Source organism: Aerococcus sp. UMB7834 (assembly GCF_030215145.1).
In the GTDB taxonomy this organism is placed as follows: Bacteria; Bacillota; Bacilli; order Lactobacillales; family Aerococcaceae; genus Aerococcus.
In genome coordinates this window covers 58459-75485 of record NZ_JASOLI010000008.1, presented here as the reverse complement: position 1 = coordinate 75485, position 17027 = coordinate 58459, and the positions used below count along the sequence as shown (strand labels likewise).

The 17027-nt window shown below is 46.3% G+C and carries 13 protein-coding genes; all 13 read left to right on the top strand.

Annotated features, from left to right (window positions below; genetic code table 11):
• Positions 1-21: 21 nt before the first annotated feature.
• The 13 genes from QP339_RS07725 (at position 22) to QP339_RS07665 (ending at position 16545) form a co-directional block, all read left to right on the top strand.
• Positions 22-465 (top strand): S1 domain-containing RNA-binding protein, encoded by a 444-nt coding sequence (locus QP339_RS07725; RefSeq protein WP_067973116.1) that lies wholly within the window; start codon positions 22-24, stop codon positions 463-465.
• Positions 466-535: 70 nt separating this feature from the next.
• The gene (gene tilS, locus QP339_RS07720) at positions 536-1915 is read left to right on the top strand and encodes a tRNA lysidine(34) synthetase TilS (RefSeq protein WP_284911031.1); all 1380 of its coding nucleotides are present in this window, start codon (positions 536-538) and stop codon (positions 1913-1915) included.
• 136 nt (positions 1916-2051) lie between these two features.
• Positions 2052-2597, top strand: coding sequence for a hypoxanthine phosphoribosyltransferase (hpt, locus tag QP339_RS07715; RefSeq protein WP_070618498.1), 546 nt, complete (start codon positions 2052-2054; stop codon positions 2595-2597).
• 45 nt (positions 2598-2642) lie between these two features.
• A complete protein-coding gene (gene ftsH, locus QP339_RS07710; RefSeq protein ID WP_284911030.1) occupies positions 2643-4784 on the top strand; it encodes an ATP-dependent zinc metalloprotease FtsH in 2142 nt (713 codons plus the stop codon).
• A 182-nt stretch (positions 4785-4966) separates the two neighbouring features.
• Complete coding sequence (gene hslO / locus QP339_RS07705) at positions 4967-5848, top strand: Hsp33 family molecular chaperone HslO (RefSeq protein ID WP_070618502.1); 882 nt, start codon at positions 4967-4969, stop codon at positions 5846-5848.
• Positions 5849-5862: 14 nt separating this feature from the next.
• Positions 5863-6759 (top strand): pyridoxal-phosphate dependent enzyme, encoded by an 897-nt coding sequence (locus tag QP339_RS07700; RefSeq protein ID WP_284911029.1) that lies wholly within the window; start codon positions 5863-5865, stop codon positions 6757-6759.
• 75 nt (positions 6760-6834) lie between these two features.
• A complete protein-coding gene (gene dusB / locus QP339_RS07695) occupies positions 6835-7830 on the top strand; it encodes a tRNA dihydrouridine synthase DusB (protein WP_070618508.1) in 996 nt (331 codons plus the stop codon).
• Positions 7831-7918: 88 nt separating this feature from the next.
• Positions 7919-9427 (top strand): lysine--tRNA ligase, encoded by a 1509-nt coding sequence (gene lysS, locus QP339_RS07690; protein WP_284911028.1) that lies wholly within the window; start codon positions 7919-7921, stop codon positions 9425-9427.
• Positions 9428-9877: 450 nt separating this feature from the next.
• A complete protein-coding gene (locus tag QP339_RS07685; RefSeq protein WP_284911027.1) occupies positions 9878-10879 on the top strand; it encodes a sensor histidine kinase in 1002 nt (333 codons plus the stop codon).
• Complete coding sequence (locus tag QP339_RS07680) at positions 10872-11603, top strand: LytR/AlgR family response regulator transcription factor (RefSeq protein ID WP_284911026.1); 732 nt, start codon at positions 10872-10874, stop codon at positions 11601-11603. The genes QP339_RS07685 and QP339_RS07680 overlap by 8 nt, the downstream gene beginning before the upstream one ends.
• 247 nt (positions 11604-11850) lie before the next feature.
• Positions 11851-12699 carry an ABC transporter ATP-binding protein gene (locus QP339_RS07675; protein ID WP_284911025.1) on the top strand — a complete coding sequence of 283 codons (849 nt, stop codon included), beginning with the start codon at positions 11851-11853 and terminating at the stop codon, positions 12697-12699.
• A complete protein-coding gene (locus tag QP339_RS07670) occupies positions 12692-13387 on the top strand; it encodes an ABC transporter permease (RefSeq protein ID WP_284911024.1) in 696 nt (231 codons plus the stop codon). Before QP339_RS07675 ends, QP339_RS07670 begins: the two co-directional genes overlap by 8 nt.
• Positions 13388-13860: 473 nt before the next feature.
• Complete coding sequence (locus tag QP339_RS07665) at positions 13861-16545, top strand: GW dipeptide domain-containing protein (protein ID WP_284911023.1); 2685 nt, start codon at positions 13861-13863, stop codon at positions 16543-16545.
• Positions 16546-17027: the final 482 nt, after the last annotated feature.

The window sequence follows — 17027 nt, the reverse complement described above, 5'->3', positions numbered from 1 at the left end:
AAGGGAGAAAGAAATTAGTTCATGGCAATTGAAATCGGAAGCAAACTGACTGGCAAGGTCACAGGCATTACAAATTTTGGTGCCTTTGTTGACCTTGGAGACGGTAAGAGCGGATTAGTACATATTTCTGAAATTTCAAATGAATATGTCAAAAATATTAATGACTTTTTAAGTGTAGGGGATGAGGTGAAAGTCCTCGTTACCAATATTGATCAATCAGGTAAGATTGCCTTGTCAATGCGGAAGGCGGAAGATTCTGCCCCAGCAAAAGCCCCTAAGGCAGCGCGTGACAACAAGCCACGCCGGTCCAAACCCGCCCCTAATTTTAAGCGGCAACAAAGTTCGCGGAGTTCGGATTTCGATACCATGATGAGTAATTTCTTGAAAGACAGTGATGACCGCTTAGCATCACTGAAGAAGAATACAGAAGGCAAGCGCGGTGGCCGTGGGGGTCGTCGCAGCTAGCAAGTGATGGAGAAGAGGCCTAGGAAGTAATTTCAAGCCTCTTTTTTCGTCGTTAAAGCAGGAGGTTGTGATGTTATTTAAAGAATTGGTTGAGCGAGTGGAAGCGTTTTTTAGACGGGAGGCGGCGGAAGTCTTTGAAGAGGGCGTGCCCTTGTTGCTAGCTGTTTCTTATGGGGTGGACTCCATGGTTTTGCTGCGGGTGGTTGAGTATTTAGGAAAAACAAGGGGATTGAAATTTGCGGTGGCTCATATTAACCACCGCTTGCGTCCTGAGTCAGATGCTGAGCAGGAAGCGCTAGTGACCTACTGCCAGGACCGGGATATTCCAATCTATGTTCGCATCTGGGCCCATCCAGATTTTGGTCAAGCTTCTTATGAAGAGGCGGCCCGGCACTTTCGCTATGCCAATTTTGGCCAAATTTTGGAGCAAAAGGGCTGGTCCTATTTGATGACTGCCCACCATATGAATGACCAGGCGGAGACGGTACTCATGCGGCTCATCCAAGGCAGTCAGCTCCAAGCCCTAGCAGGAATGCGGCCAGTCAGCGTGCTATATAGCTATCCTAAGGCTCAAGTCCTCCGCCCCTTCTTGGATGTTCCTAAGGCAGATCTCTATGCCATCGCCCAGGAAGAGGGGATTCCTTATGCGGAAGACGCGTCTAACCAAGAGCGAGCGGCTCTGAGAAACCGCCTGCGCTTAGACTATTTGCCCGCCTTAGAGGAGCTCAATCCTAATGTCCAGGACCAGCTAGCTACTTTTGCTAAGGACCTGGGAGCGGGTTGGCAATTGATGGAAGAGGCCCTAGAAGCGAAGACAAGGGGCCTCATGACAGGGGCAGAGGACCACTGGCAGTTAGCTATCGACCAGCTTGAGCACTTGCCTAGGAACCATCGTCTCTTGGCCTTGCAGTACGCTTTTCAAGGAAGTCGGGTGGAAGCCTTGGCTACTTTCCCGCGCCAGGGCCTAGAGAAGTTGCTGGACTTTTTATTAGAAGGCAAGGCTCAGGGCCTGTGGAGCTTACCTGCTGGCTACCAATTAGCTAAGGTCTACCGCCGAGCTTACATCTACCCTGCTGGCCAAGAAAAGCCCAGTCCTAGTCCCAGCCTGACTTATCCGCTAAAGATCGGCCAGTCTTTAACTTTGGAAGATGGAAGTCAAATCAGTCTAAAAGTACAAAATTACGGCTACGGCTTCCTCCCTCGATCAGCTAGCCCTGACTCGCTCCAAGTGCGCCACCGTCAGGCTGGAGATTATCTGCTTTTGAGTCAAGGCCAGCATAAGAAAATTCGGCGCTGGTTTATTGATCAAAAACTTCCTCAAGCGGACCGCGATCGGGCCTGGTTGGTCGCTTTAGCCGACCAACATATCCTAGCCATCTTCTTAGATGGCGATTTTCTCTACCTGGAACGGCACGAGAACAGCCCCTTCCATTTGTTTCTTGAAAAATAAGCATTAAATTTTATATAATTAAGCGGCAATTGGTTTTAAATTATTAAAGTTATGATAGAATGAAGGAGTTCAGAATATTTGCTGATTCTGTAATTATTTTGTTAGAATAGAAAGCGTGTGGAGGATTATTAAAGCTATGACACATCCTAATGATGATATCCAAGAAGTGCTGCTGTCTCAGGAAGAAATTGCCGAGACAGTTGATCGCTTAGGGCAAGAACTAACTGAGGACTACCGGGGCAAGAATCCCCTTGTAATTGGTATCCTCAAGGGTTCTGTCGTATTTATGACGGACCTGGTACGCCGTATGGACTGTCCTTTAGAGATGGACTTTATGTCTGTTTCCAGCTACGGCTCAGGGACGGAATCCTCCGGTCAGGTTAAGATACTCAAAGACCTAGACCAAAGCGTTGAAGGGCGTCACATCTTAATTGTCGAAGATATTATCGATACAGGACGCACCCTCAAGAAGGTCTGTGAACTGATGGCCCACCGCAAGGCAGCCTCCGTTAAGGTCTGCGCCTTGCTGAACAAGCCTGAGCGCCGGGTGGTGGACATGACTTGCGACTATACTGGCCGTGATGTTCCAGATGAATTCGTAGTCGGCTATGGCCTCGACTATAATGAGACGTACCGCGCCTTACCCTATATAGGTATCCTTAAGGCTGAGGTTTACAGTTAATCAGCATAACTATCAGATCAAAATTAAGCAGATAGGAGAAACTACATGCAGAGAAAAGGACCAAATAAGAGTTTTCTGACAAGTGGTCTTCTTTGGATTATTATCTTCTTCGCCCTAATTGGCTTGGTCAATTATATTGCAGGTGGTGGAGATGATGGATCAACCGAAGAAATCACGCAAACGGAATTTATGCAGGAATTATCGGATGAAAATCTGCAAAATATCGCCATTCAACCGCAAGCTGGAGCCTATCAGATAACTGGGGACTATCGGGCCTCGCGGGACAAGCAAGAGAGCCAGAGTGAAAACAACTTGCCTATTTTTAATAATGCTAAAACAGGCCAGGCTAAGAAGTTCTTCACGCGTGTCCTCCCCAACAATGACACCTTAGCTAAGATTAGCCAGACAGCTGAAGAGACCGATACCTCGCTCAAGGCCCTCAAGGAAGATAGCTCCGGGGTCTGGGTTAACCTCCTCTTCAGCGCCCTGCCATTAGTTATCTTTATTGGCTTTATGTACTTTATGACCCAGCGTGCCCAAGGCGGTGGCCGGGGTAACCCTATGTCTATGGGCAAGTCCAACGCCAAGGACCAATCCCAACAGTCTAAGGTACGCTTTGCCGATGTAGCTGGAGCCGATGAGGAAAAGCAAGAACTTGTTGAAGTGGTTGAATTCCTCAAGGACCCTCGCAAGTACCACCAATTAGGGGCACGGATTCCAAAAGGCGTCCTCCTCGAAGGCCCTCCAGGAACTGGGAAGACCTTGCTGGCTAAGGCAGTCGCCGGAGAAGCCCAGGTGCCTTTCTACTCGATTTCAGGGTCTGAATTCGTTGAGATGTTTGTTGGGGTCGGTGCCAGCCGGGTCCGCGACCTCTTCGATACCGCCAAGAAGAATTCACCGGCTATTATCTTCATCGATGAAATTGATGCGGTCGGGCGCAAGCGGGGTTCCGGTATGGGCGGCGGCCACGATGAACGGGAACAAACCCTCAACCAATTGCTGGTTGAATTAGATGGTTTTACTGAGCAAGATAATGTGATCGTCATTGCGGCAACCAACCGTTCCGATGTACTCGACCCAGCCTTGCTGCGTCCAGGTCGTTTTGATCGTCAAATCTTAGTTGGTCGCCCTGACGTCAAAGGCCGGGAAGCCATCCTCAAGGTCCATGCCCGCAATAAGAAGTTAGGGCCTGATGTGGATCTTAAGGTTTTGGCTCGTCAGACGCCAGGCTTTACTGGGGCAGAACTTGAGAATGTCCTGAATGAAGCGGCACTCTTAGCAGCCCGCTTGGACAAGGCGGCCATTGATATGGTGGATGTGGATGAAGCCCAAGACCGGGTGATTGCTGGGCCAGCTAAGCCAGACCGTCAAGTGAACGAGAAAGAAAGACGGGTGACGGCCTTCCACGAAGCGGGCCACACCGTCTGCGGTCTGGTCCTCAATGAAGCCCGAATTGTCCATAAGGTGACCATCGTTCCCCGGGGCAAGGCTGGGGGTTATGCTATTATGCTGCCACGCGAAGACCAGAACATGTACAATGCTAAGGATCTGCGCGAACAGATTGTTGGTTTACTCGGGGGTCGGGCAGCTGAAGAAGTCTTCTTCAATACCCAAACCTCTGGGGCTTCCAACGACTTTGAACAAGCCACCTCACTAGGACGCAGTATGATCACCGAATATGGGATGAGCCAAAGCTTGGGCCCTATCTCTTATGAAGGGAACCACAGCATGCGTGGGGCCCAAAGTTATGGTGAGAAGACCTATTCTGCTCAAACGGCAGCCAAGATTGACCAAGAGCTCCTCCAATTGATGGAAGACTGCTTGGCTGAAGCTAAACAAATTCTCAGCGACCACCGTGAACAAGTGACGATTATCGCTGAAAAACTCTTGGAACTTGAAACCTTGGATGCCCGCACCATCAAGAGTCTCTTTGAAACGGGTGAAATGCCGGCTGAAACTGTAACAGAAGTCGAAGAAGAAGCCCGCCCTAAGACTTATGATGAAGTCAAAGAGAAGATGCAGCGTGAGGGTCAGAAGAAACAGGAAGAATCTAAAGAACAGTTAGAAGAACGCCAAGGTCTAGACGCTTCTGAATCTGATTCAGAGGACCAAGAATCTGGTCGGCGAAATGAACATATACAAGAAGAAATTGCTCAACGCCGGCAGGACGAAAAGGATGAGGACTAAGGCTCATCACTGGCTTGAAGATTAAGCAGGGAGCGCTTCGGCACCCTGCTTTTCTGCTTTTTAATTTATTTATATAATTAAATCGTATTGGGGAGCATTTGTTCCACTTTTGAAGCAAATTATTTGGCAAGGCCAAGAAAACAACGTAATCTGTAAGAAAAGATAAAAAAGGACGTGAAGAAGTGACAGATCAATTAGTTAAAGCCACAGCCTTCGACGGGCAGATCCGTGTACGTGCAGTAGATGCTAGTCAGGTGGTTGCTAGCGCTCAAGAAAAACACGATTCTTGGAGCGCTTCTAGTGCAGCTCTGGGACGAACCCTTGCAGGAACCCTTCTCCTAGCTGCGGATATTAAAGACGATGCCAAGATGACGGTACAAATCGCTGGGAATGGACCAGCGGGTAAGATTGTTGTGTCTGCAGATGGCCAAGGCCATGTTAAGGGTTATATTGACCAGCCCCATGTCAGCCTGGATTCCAATGCCCAAGGCAAGATTGATGTCCGCGGGGCCGTTGGAACAGAAGGGACTTTCTCAGTTATCAAGGACCTCGGTTTGAAGGAGCCCTTCCAGGGTCAAGTGCCCCTGGTATCAGGTGAGATTGCAGAAGACTTCACCTATTATTTAACCGTTTCTGAACAGGTGCCTTCTGCTGTTGGACTGGGCGTTCTTGTGAACCCAGATGAGTCGATTGCTTGTGCGGGTGGTTGGGTGATCCAAGTCTTGCCAGGTTGCTCCGAAGAAGTTATTGATCAGCTTGAGGCAAGTATCGCTGACATGCCCCAAGTGACAGACTTGCTCAGCCAGGGCTTGACGCCAGAAGAGATGATTTATCGCTTGCTGGGTCAAGACCAGGTCAAGATCTTGAGTCAGGAAGAAGTCAGCTTTAAGTGTGACTGTTCCAAGGAACGTTTCGCACAAGGCCTAGCTGCTATCGGAAGCCAAGAATTAGAAACGATTATTGAAGAAGATGGTGGGGCAGAAACTGTCTGCCATTTCTGCAATAAGACCTATCAATTTACAGCAGAGGAATTGAGAGAGATTGCGGCACAGGCAAGTGCCTAGAAGTGGAGGAAAGCATGCCAGCTGTAGAGAGCGATTTAAGTCAACTGATTACAGGGACTCCCCTGGTGAAATTGCAACGGTCAACCCCCTACCGTGCAGCAGATGTCTATGTCAAACTCGAAAACCGTAATTTGACAGGTAGTGGGCGCGACCGGGCAGCCTTGAACATGCTGGAGGTCAAAGAAGCAGAAGGGGCCTTCGATGAGAAACGCGCCTTCGTTGGTATCGACGACGGTTATTTTGGTCTCAGCCTGGCTAGCCTAGCTGCCATCCGGGGCTTCGATGCGGTCATCTTTCGCAGCCAGGCTTGGCAGCCAGCAGTGACGGAAAAAATCCAAGACTTAGGTGCCCACTTAGAAATGCTGGATGACCAGCTGACTTTTACGGAACAGATCGAGGCAGCTAGGACCTATGCCCTGGCCCATGACCTGCCCTTCCTAGATCCCTTCTCTGACCTAGCAAATCCAAGCATCCATGCAGTAACGACAGGCCCTGAGATTATTGAATCCCTGGGCCGGGTGCCGGATGCCTTTGTGGCGGGAGTTGGAACAGGTGGCACCCTGACTGGAGTCGCCCAGGCTCTCCGTGAACAGAAGGAAGAGGTCGGCATCTACGCCGTGGAGCCAGCCCAAGCTGCTGTCCTTTCAGGAGAAAGTGCCGGACACCACCACTTATCAGGCATCGGCTACGGTTTCATCCCAACCAGCCTGGACCGGGCTTGCTTCGACCAGGCTATTGTAGTGGATGAGACGAAGGCTTTACACTGCCAGCGTGCTTTAGCCATTAACGAGGGTCTGATCGTAGACTCTGGGAGTGGGGCCGCCGTTGCCGGAGCAATCGCCCTGGCTGAGCGTTTAGGCCAGGACCGGCAAGTGGTGGTTAGCGTGACTGCTAGCTATGACGCCCTATAAAAATAAAAACAAGTAGAAGCTGGGGCATCCCGGCTTCTTTGTACGAAAGAACGAATCAAGGAAAAAGGTGACTGAATGATAAAAATAGGAAATATTGATATTGCCAATCCTATCGCCGTTGCTCCCATGGCTGGCATCTCCAATGCGGCTTTCCGGGTAATGGTTAAGGAGATGGGGGCAGGCTTAGTGGTCTGTGAGATGATCTCCGACCAAGGGATCCACTACCGCAATAAGAAGACCCTGTCCATGCTCCATATTGAAGAGAGCGAATGGCCGCTCTCTGTTCAGATCTTCGGTGGGTCTGAAGAGTCTCTGGCTGAAGCCGCCCGCTTCGTCCAAGATAATACCAAGGCAGCGATCATCGACATCAACATGGGTTGCCCCGTCAATAAGGTTGTGAAGACCGATGCAGGGGCCCGCTGCCTCTTGGATCCAGAAGAAGTCCATGGCCGGGTTAAAGCGGTCGTGGATGCGGTCGACCTGCCTGTTTCAGTCAAGATGCGGACAGGCTGGGACGCCGACCATATCCTAGCCAAGGAGAATGCCCGAGCCGCCCAGGAAGCAGGCGTCTCTATGATTGCCATGCATGGACGAACCCGCGAGCAGATGTACCGGGGCCATGCTGACTGGGATATCATTGCTGAAGTGGCCCAGGAATTGACCGTACCCTTCTACGGCAATGGCGATATCCGGACCCCTGAAGAAGCCAAGGCGGCCCTAGATAATTATGGCGTCGATGGCGTCATGGTCGGTCGGGCCTGCCTGGGCGATCCTTTCATCATCCAACGCATGGTCCACTACCTAGAGACCGGCGAACTCCTGCCAGAGAAGAAGGGATCTGAACGGATTGACGAGGCCCTGGACCACTTGCGACGCCTAGTTGACCTCAAGGGAGAAGTCATCGGTGTCAAAGAATTCCGTGGTCTGGTGAGCTACTATCTCAAAGGGATTTCCCGGGCCTCCAAGGTGAAACTGGCCTGTACCCAAGCGGATACTTACGATGAAGTTGTGGGTCTGCTCAGCCAGTTCCAAGAACAAGTCTTAGAACGCGAAGCAAAAGAAGGGCGTTAGGTCCAAATAGACCTTGCAATTTCGACTAGAAATTGGCAAGATAGTAGGAGATAATAGAATTAGCGATAAAAGTATGGGAGTGAGAAGTTTGACCAAGGAAAATGTCAACCAAACAGCAGAATCAAGCACTGATCAATTGCAGGTTCGCCGTGATAAAGTTGATGAATTAAGAGAGCATGGGATTAACCCCTTTGCTTCAGGCTATCAACGGGAAAACACAGCGGGTGAATTGCACGACGGCTATGAGAGCTTCGACAAGGAAGAACTTGCTGAGAAAGATTTAGATGTGGCCATTGCCGGGCGTTTGATGACCAAGCGCGGTAAAGGGAAAGTTGGCTTCGGCCATGTCCAAGACATGAGCGGCCAAATCCAAATCTATGTCCGTAAAGACGAAATTGGTGAAGAAGCCTACAATACGATTTGGAAGAAATCTGACCTGGGGGATATCCTAGGCATCCGCGGAAAATTGATGCGGACCAATACTGGGGAATTATCCGTCCAAGCCAAGGAATTGATCCACCTGACCAAGGCCCTCCGTCCCCTGCCGGACAAGTACCATGGCTTACAAGACAAGGAACAGATCTACCGTCAACGCCACCTGGATTTAATTACCAATCCTGAAAGCATGGACCGCTTTGTCAAACGGTCTAAGATTGTGCGTGAAGTTCGCCGCTTCCTAGATGACCAAGGCTACCTGGAAGTAGAAACACCAACCCTCCATAACTTAGCCGGGGGAGCGAGTGCACGTCCCTTCATCACTCACCACAATGCCTTAGATATTGACCTCTACCTCCGTATTGCGCTAGAACTTCACCTCAAACGCTTGGTCGTAGGGGGCTTTGAGAAGGTCTATGAAGTGGGCCGGGTCTTCCGAAATGAAGGGATCGACCATACCCACAACCCAGAATTTACCCTCTTGGAAGTCTATACCGCCTTCAGTGACATGGCTGGCGTGATGGACTTAGTCGAAGGTCTCTACCAACATGTAGCTCAAGAAGTTCTGGGGACCACCAAGGTAACTTATGGCGACCACGAATTAGAATTCGGGGGTAAATGGGCCCGCATCCACATGGTAGATGCTATTAAGGAAGCTTGCGGGGTGGACTTCTGGCAAGAAATGTCCGACCAAGAAGCCCGCGACCTGGCCAAAGAGCATGGGGTTCCCGTGGAAGATAATCACACGGTGGGCCACGTCATCAATGAATTCTTCGAACACTTTGTTGAAGATAGCTTGATCCAACCAACCTTTGTCTACGGCCATCCGAAGGCTATCTCCCCATTGGCTCGGACCAATGAAGAGGATCCGCGCTTCACCGACCGCTTCGAAGCCTTCATCGCAGGAGCTGAAGCTGGGAATGCCTTTACTGAGTTAACCGATCCAATCGACCAGCGCGAACGCTTCGCTGCCCAAGCGGCTGAGAAGGAAGCGGGCAACGATGAAGCCCATCCTTATGATGAAGACTTTATCGAAGCTCTTGAAAGCGGGATGCCACCAACAGGGGGACTGGGTATCGGGATCGACCGGATGGTAATGATCATGACCAATGCCTCATCCATCCGCGACGTCTTGCTCTTCCCAACCATGCGGAATAAATAATTGATAGTAAAGAAAAAGACCAGCACGCCTCTTGCGCGGCTGGTCTTTTTGCTTGGATGAGATGATGTGGGAGAGCAGGTCTTTCAAAGTTTTTTCACTTATTCCATAAGAAAAATGAATGAATATCTTACTGTAGACAAATGAAAATCCGTTCTATATAATATGACTATAATAAAGTAAGGAGGTTATTATATCTTTATATTATGCCAACAACTAGTTACCTTCTTTGCTATTTTGGTCATTAGTCAAAATAAACTAAGTGTCCAACGATCAATTTATGGTCTCGCAGTTATTATTGCAGCAATTTTTTTATATCATATCGGCTCCATATACACCGTGTTTATTTTAATGTTTATTTGGGCGACTGTTGGCTATTTAGCTGGAGACAGTTGGCCAAAAAGTATTTTTTCGGTCACATATGCCTTTATACTTCTTGGCCTAAGTGAATACATGACTAACTTGTATTTCATTAAGGACCCCTACCTTAGTCAAACAATACAAAATCATCTAATTGTTTTTTCAATAGTCTATCTAATCTTAATTGGCCTTTTTCACTGCCTTCTTATTCGAATTAAGAAAAGAAAGCAAAAAAAAATAGCACTCTATTTAGGAATTTTTATCTTAATTACGGGTTATAGTTCTATGCTTATGGGAGTATCCTTAGACAATTCTTCTTTCTTGAGTCAATCCCATTTACTCTTGTTAATGATTTACGGATTAATAACTATTTCCTTTTTATTTGTTTATTCAAATTATGGACAAAATAACCATGAATTAAATCAAAAAGAAAAGGAGATTGATCACTTAAAAAAATATACTCTTCAGCTTGAGCAAGACTATACAAATTTGAATTCTTTTAAGCATGATTATGCAAATATTTTGGCTTCTTTAGAGGGGTATATTCATGGTGATAACTCTCAAGAGCTCAAAGAATTCTTCTTTAATGAATTAAGAACGGTATCGATCCCTCATTTACCATATGACTCTGATTTGACTCCGCTTAGCTATCTTAAAATTCCCGCAATAAAGGGACTTTTGGTGAATAAATTAGTTCACCTTCATGAGAGGAAGATCTCTTTCAATCTGGAGATAAAAGCAGAAATTTCGCAATTACATATGGAAACGATTGATTTTATTCGATTATTAGGTAATTTATTAGATAACGCTATTGAAGAATTAGAAAGTCTAGAGGATGGCATATTAACAATCGCTATCTTCGAGCTAGGTTCTTCGCTCCATGTGATTGTTAAAAATCCTTGCAAAGAGACAATTCCTCATCTTTCGCAATTAAAGGAAAAAGGTTTCTCCACAAAGTCTAAACACCGAGGATTTGGTTTGTTTAATATAGAAAAACTTGTTGAGCGCTATTCTAATGTCAATTTACAGACTGAAATAATTGATTATCAATTTGTCCAACATTTGATCATAAGAAAGGAGCGCAGCGATGATTAGTATCTTTATCTGTGAAGATAATAAACAGGAACTAAAAAATATTAAGACTTGTATTGAAAATTATGTAATGATCAATGCTTTAGATATGAAGGTTGAACTCGCTTCGGATGATCCGATTAGCTTACTAAACCATGTCAAAAGAAAAGCAACAGGTAATAATCTCTATTTCTTAGATATTGATTTGGGTAATCATACGATAGGGGGTATCCAACTTGCTGCAAGCATACGTTCATTTGATGTGCTTAGTCCTGTTGTTTTTGTAACAAGTCATGATGAATTAGTCTTAGCTACCTTTAAACATGCGGTGGAAGCGCTTGGCTATATCATAAAGGATGGCCCAGATTCTTGTGCTGGTCAAATTAGGCAAATACTTGATTTAGTTAATAAGCGGTATCTAACTAATCCTCTAGATTATCGCGTCTTTACCGTTCGCTGTGAAGATAGTGTCCGCATATTTAACGTTAATGATATTATTTATTTTCAAACGTCTGATACTCACCGTGTCATTATGACCCATAATAAAGGGCAAATTGAATTTAGAATGTCTATGAAGGAAGTTGAAAAGGCTGATCCTGATTTTATAAGGTGTCATGAGTCCTTTATAGTTAATAGAAGTCATATATTAGCGATAGATAAATCAAAACGACTTCTAAAATTGTCAAATGGATCAATATGTGAGATGTCTTTTAGGCGTATGAAACAGGTGCTGGATGCTGTAAACTAGCAAAGTCTGATTATTTAAATGAAATATTTTCATGAGCTATTCGATTAACGAAGTATTGGTCGTTATTCGAATAGTTTTTTGTTTTAATAAATACTACTTGCGTTAATAGATTTTTACAGTTTTTACGTATATCTAAACATTTACGCCAATAAAATCATTATGAAATATTTCACTTTATAATATATGTAAAAGGTTCAATCTATTGATATAGAGGTAAAGTAAGGAAATTATTCTAGAAGGGACAGTTATGACATCAAAACAAGACAACATTATAAGTGTTAAAAACCTATCCAAGCGCTTTAAGGATACGGTGGCTCTTGACCAGATTAGTTTTTCTATCAAGAAAGGCGAAATCTTAGGTTTCCTAGGGCCTTCCGGGTCAGGCAAGACGACAACCATCAATATCCTCACCAAGCAACTTGCGCCAGACCAGGGGGATATCTATATCCTGGGCAAGACTGTCGGCCAGTTAAATTCAAATGATTTCAAGAATATTGGCATTATGAGTGACACCAGTGGTTACTATGAGAAGCTTTCCCTATTGGATAACCTGAGAACTTATGCGGATCTCTTAAAGGCTGACTACAGCTATGTTGATTCGCTATTGAAGGAACTGGACCTCTATGAAGACCGCGATAAGCCAGCTGAGAAATTATCGACAGGGATGAAAAAAAGAATGTTGCTCATCCGCGCCCTTCTCAATCAGCCTGACTTGCTCTTCCTTGATGAGCCCACTAGTGGCTTGGACCCTAGCACTTCAAGGAAAGTCCACCGCTTACTTGCCCGCTTAAAAGACCAAGGAACGAGTATTTTCTTTACCACCCATGATATGGACGAAGCGGAAAAGTTATGCGACAACCTAGTCTTATTGAACAAGGGACAGATTGTTGAAGAAGGGGCGCCTGAAGATATTATTCTGGCCCACACCACAGACCGCCAAGTTCGTTTAACTTATGCCGATAAAAGCAGTCAACAATTAGCCTTCCATGACTATGATCCGAATCTGACCAAGCAGGACGTCGTCGCTATCCATTCATGTGAACCTACTCTCGAAGACATCTTTATTCAAGTGACAGGAGAATCTTTATATGACTAATACGATTTCATCCCTGATTAAACTCAGAACAAAATTAATCCTAAAAACCCCCAACACCCTTGTCCTCCTCTTAATGCCCCTCGGATTCTCTCTGCTTTATAACGGGATGTTAAATAATAATGGAGAAAATGGCAGTGAAATCCTCTTTATTAGCTTGACCTTTACTTTTGGCCTCTCTATCGGAACTCTGATTACTAGCACAATCGGTGAAGAAAAAGAGAAAAACAGTTTGCGTTCCTTACGCTTAATTGGTGTTAAGAGTAGTGAATATATATTAGCTACTATCTTTTATCCTAGTGTAATTAGTCTCTTAGCGATTATCTTATATCCCGTCTTAATTGACGGTTGCGATTTAAGAGAGATGTCGCTTAACTACTTCGTTATCAGTGCCCTCACTGCCCTAGCCTGTATCCTATTCTATTTCCTGATTGCCTGGCTTTCATCCACCCAGTCTCAAGGGCAGATCAATAGCATCTTGGCCATGGTCCTGATTACTCTCGTTCCCATGTTCTCCCAAATGAATGAAACTTTACAATCTATCAATGAATATTCCTTCATGGCTGCCTTAACCCAGCTCTTGTCCGAACAAAAGCAAGTCCAAATAGCTGATAGTAGTTTCATTGGCTTAGTCATTTGGATTATCAGCCTCTTTATTGCCAATATTCTCTTTTACCGTAAGAAAGCTTAATGGCTATACATCGAAGGGAGGTGAGGAATATGGTAGGAGCCTTTGTTGTTGGAGTAGCAGTTGGAGTAGCCACTTATGTTGTTGCTTCGTAATGGTTGATCTTTTATTTAGAAAGGAGGGAATAGCATGGCTGTAGCATTTGCAGCAGGTTTTGTTGTTGGCTTTGGAGGCGCTGCTCTTCTATTAAATTAGATATAATTACTAAAATAAAAAGAATCTCGTATAGAAATGGCGTTCGATTCCAATTTTCTATACAAGATTCTTTTCTTATTGTAACATAGAATATTAATTCAATCATAACAATCAGCTGCACAAGAGGCACGCTGATTTTTTGCGTGATCAAGTTTAATGACATTGTCAAGAAAAGATTACAATTTGATAACAAATTGCTTTATCGCCCGCATCTTCTTACGAATCCGATATAATAAGCATACGTGAAATTAATAAATATTTAGAATTAGGAGAGTTAAGGTATGAAGAAAAGATCCTATTTATTTTTAGCCTCACACCTGGCCCTGGCCAGCTTTATCGTGACCGCGCAAAATGTCCAGGCAGAAGAAGTGCCTGCTGGAGAGGAAAGCGAAGCCCTAGAAGTTAAGGCGCCAGTAGAAGCAAATACCCAAACCAATGAAGAAGTGACTGGCCAAGACCAGACCAAGGCGGCCTACCAAGCAGGCGATACGGACCAAGGTCCTGAAGTCGTTTATGACAAGCCAGGCCAAACTTCTGAAACGACTAAGAATGAAGAAGACCAGCCTAAAAAAGAAGCAAACAAGGGCGAGGCCTATATTACTGAACCCCACAAGGTATCTTATGACGGGACCATTGTTCGCACCCAGCATACTTTAGATACGAAACCTTGGGGCGTCCAAGGCTTCGAAACCATCTTAAATAATCTCAAATCCTATGATGGCCAAGCCGCTAAGGTAGATGCTGAAGCAGCGACCAAACGGGCAGATTGGATCCGGGTTTCCTTTGCTGATGGCCAGGAAGGTTGGACTGACCGCCGTGCCCTCCGCAAGGGTGAGCGTTACACCAGCCCAGTCAAGGAAGTTAACGAGACTATGACCCTGGCTAGCGGCAAGCATACCCTGGACAGCCTACCTTGGGGAACTGCGGGCTTTAAGACCTTGAAGACCAACTTGAATGATCGCCAAGGTGAGGTCGTAACGGTCAGCAAACTCGTTTCAACTGAACGGGCAAACTGGGCCTATGTGACCTTCCAGGATAGCCTAGCCGGTTGGGTGGACCGCAATGCCTTATCTAAGAAATTACCTGGGGACAAGTACCTGACGGAACCCGAATCGCTTAAGGCTTACGGCCGGATCACAGGTAAGAGCCACACCATCGACTCCAAGCCATGGGGGATTTATGGTTACCAGACTCTGGTAAGCCGCCAACAATACCCGAACTACCGCAACAAAGCGGTTAAAGTTAACCAAGCTGTCTCAACGACACGCGGGGACTGGCTCCATATTGAAGCGGTCGACGGATCCGTTTCCGGTTGGATTGACCGTAAGGGGATCACTTTCTCTGGCGATGCTTATACTAGCCCAGTCAAGGAAGTCAATTACACTGCCCATATTAAGAACGGCAACCACACATTAGACTCCAAACCATGGGGCGCTCCTGGTTATGAAACCTTACGCAGCCGTGGTCAGATGAAGGCTTACCAAGGTCAAGATGTGAAGGTCACTAAGGAAGTCTCAACCACACGGGCTGACTGGGTCTATGTGAACTTCGCAGATGGTTTAGCCGGTTGGTTCGACAAGGCTGGTATCCAGTCAGGGGCTAACCCAGAGCCTAAGCAAAAAGGCGACCGCTATACCACAGCTGAAAGACAGGTCAACTTTACGGCAACTATCGTCCAAGGTAACCATACCCTCGATTCGAAACCATGGGGGATTGATGGCTTCAAGACTTTAAGGAGTCGCCAACAAATGAAAGGCCACCAAGGCGAGTATGTTAAGGTCACTAAGGAAGTTTCCACCAACCGTGCCAACTGGGCCTACATTACTTTAGCGGATGGGACCAGCGGCTGGTTCGACCGAGCAGGCCTCGTTATCGGTAAAGAAGATGCCTACACCAGTCCGATGAAGGATGTTAACTACACCGCCTATATTAAAAACGGCAACCATACCGTGGACTCGAAGCCATGGGGAATCCCAGGTTACCAAACCATTAAGAGCCGTCAACAGACTAAGGCTTACCAAGGCCAATCTGTTCAAGTAGACAAGGAAGTTTCTACCAACCGTGCCGACTGGGCCCATGTTCGCTTCAACGATGGGACCAAGGGCTGGATCGATGCTGCAGCCTTGACCCGTCAAGCCCCTCAAACCAAGCAAAAGCCAAGCACATCCAAGGGCGTTAAAGTGCGTGATGTGGCCTATGCGGTCCAACACGGGGATACCTTGAATTCGATTGCTCGTGACTTCGGCATTAGTGTGGCAACCCTCCAAAACTATAACAAGCATGTTTCGCCAAGTAACCTCTACTCAGGCCAGCGCATTTGGATTCCAGAAGCTGTGGCTAAGCCAATGGATCTAGCTCGCTCACGTGATGGGCGCAAGGTTATCTACCTGGATGCCGGACACGGTGGTGCCGAAACAGGAGCAGCTGCTTATGGTTACCTAGAGAAGAACCTGAACCTCAACTTCACCAACCAATTAGCAACTGACCTCCGCCAACGCGGCTATGAATTGATCCTCAGCCGGACGGGCGATCAGTACGTGTCACTCACTGGTCGGTCAGCCGATGCCAACCAATCCAATGCCGATCTCTTCCTGTCCATCCACCACAATGCGTCAGCTAATGGGGCCCAAAGTGGGATTGAAACCTTCTATTATGAGTACACAACAGGTTACCCATCCACCATTAATGGCAACTACCACAATGATGCCCAACGCCTAACCAACAGCCGCTACATTGCTGGTTTGGTTCAAGACAACTTGATCAATGCCACAGGGGCCATCAACCGTGGAGTAAAACGAAACACCTTTGCTGTTGTTCGTGAAACCATGGTGCCAGCCATCTTAATCGAACTAGGCTTCATCGATAACTATAACGAACTCCAAAAAGTCGCTACACCTTCCTACCAACAAAAGATGGTCAAAGCCATCGGTAGCGCTGTAGACACCTACTTTAAGAATCTTTATTAAGATAGAGTGCGACAAAAGTCGGGAGGCCTGGCTCCTCTGGAATAAACGATAGGAGAGCCTTGCGAAAGGCTCGGATATCGTTTATGAAGTGGAAGCCAGGACTGGCTTTTGGAGCAGGTTTTAATAGAGTGCGACAAAAGTCGTTAGGCCTGGACCACTGGAATAACTATTAGGTCGGGCTATTGGAAGAGATGGCAAGAAATTTTTGATTTGAATAGAGAGATTGGGACATGGTTTCCGGTCTCTTTTTTCAATCATTATGGAAACTCCCCTCAGTTCAGAAGAAAAATTTGCGAAAAAGTTTGACAATGAAATGGCAACGTGGTATTCTATCAAAGGTGCTTTTTGTATACAGATTCCTGTTATTAGTGATACAGTCGTGCTGACTGCCATACATTAATGCACAGAAGTAGGAAAGTTAATCGATCATAGATCGGTTATTTCTTTTTTACAGTAAAATGACACACCAGGGTGTGTGGACT

Bases quoted from the DNA above. Each gene is read 5' to 3' on its own strand.
- QP339_RS07725 (WP_067973116.1), top strand. From the start codon at position 22: ATGGCAATTGAAATCGGAAGCAAACTGACTGGCAAGGTCACAGGCATT.
- tilS (WP_284911031.1), top strand. From the start codon at position 536: ATGTTATTTAAAGAATTGGTTGAGCGAGTGGAAGCGTTTTTTAGACGG.
- hpt (WP_070618498.1), top strand. From the start codon at position 2,052: ATGACACATCCTAATGATGATATCCAAGAAGTGCTGCTGTCTCAGGAA.
- ftsH (WP_284911030.1), top strand. From the start codon at position 2,643: ATGCAGAGAAAAGGACCAAATAAGAGTTTTCTGACAAGTGGTCTTCTT.
- QP339_RS07700 (WP_284911029.1), top strand. From the start codon at position 5,863: ATGCCAGCTGTAGAGAGCGATTTAAGTCAACTGATTACAGGGACTCCC.
- dusB (WP_070618508.1), top strand. From the start codon at position 6,835: ATGATAAAAATAGGAAATATTGATATTGCCAATCCTATCGCCGTTGCT.
- QP339_RS07685 (WP_284911027.1), top strand. From the start codon at position 9,878: ATGACTAACTTGTATTTCATTAAGGACCCCTACCTTAGTCAAACAATA.
- QP339_RS07680 (WP_284911026.1), top strand. From the start codon at position 10,872: ATGATTAGTATCTTTATCTGTGAAGATAATAAACAGGAACTAAAAAAT.
- QP339_RS07675 (WP_284911025.1), top strand. From the start codon at position 11,851: ATGACATCAAAACAAGACAACATTATAAGTGTTAAAAACCTATCCAAG.
- QP339_RS07670 (WP_284911024.1), top strand. From the start codon at position 12,692: ATGACTAATACGATTTCATCCCTGATTAAACTCAGAACAAAATTAATC.
- QP339_RS07665 (WP_284911023.1), top strand. From the start codon at position 13,861: ATGAAGAAAAGATCCTATTTATTTTTAGCCTCACACCTGGCCCTGGCC.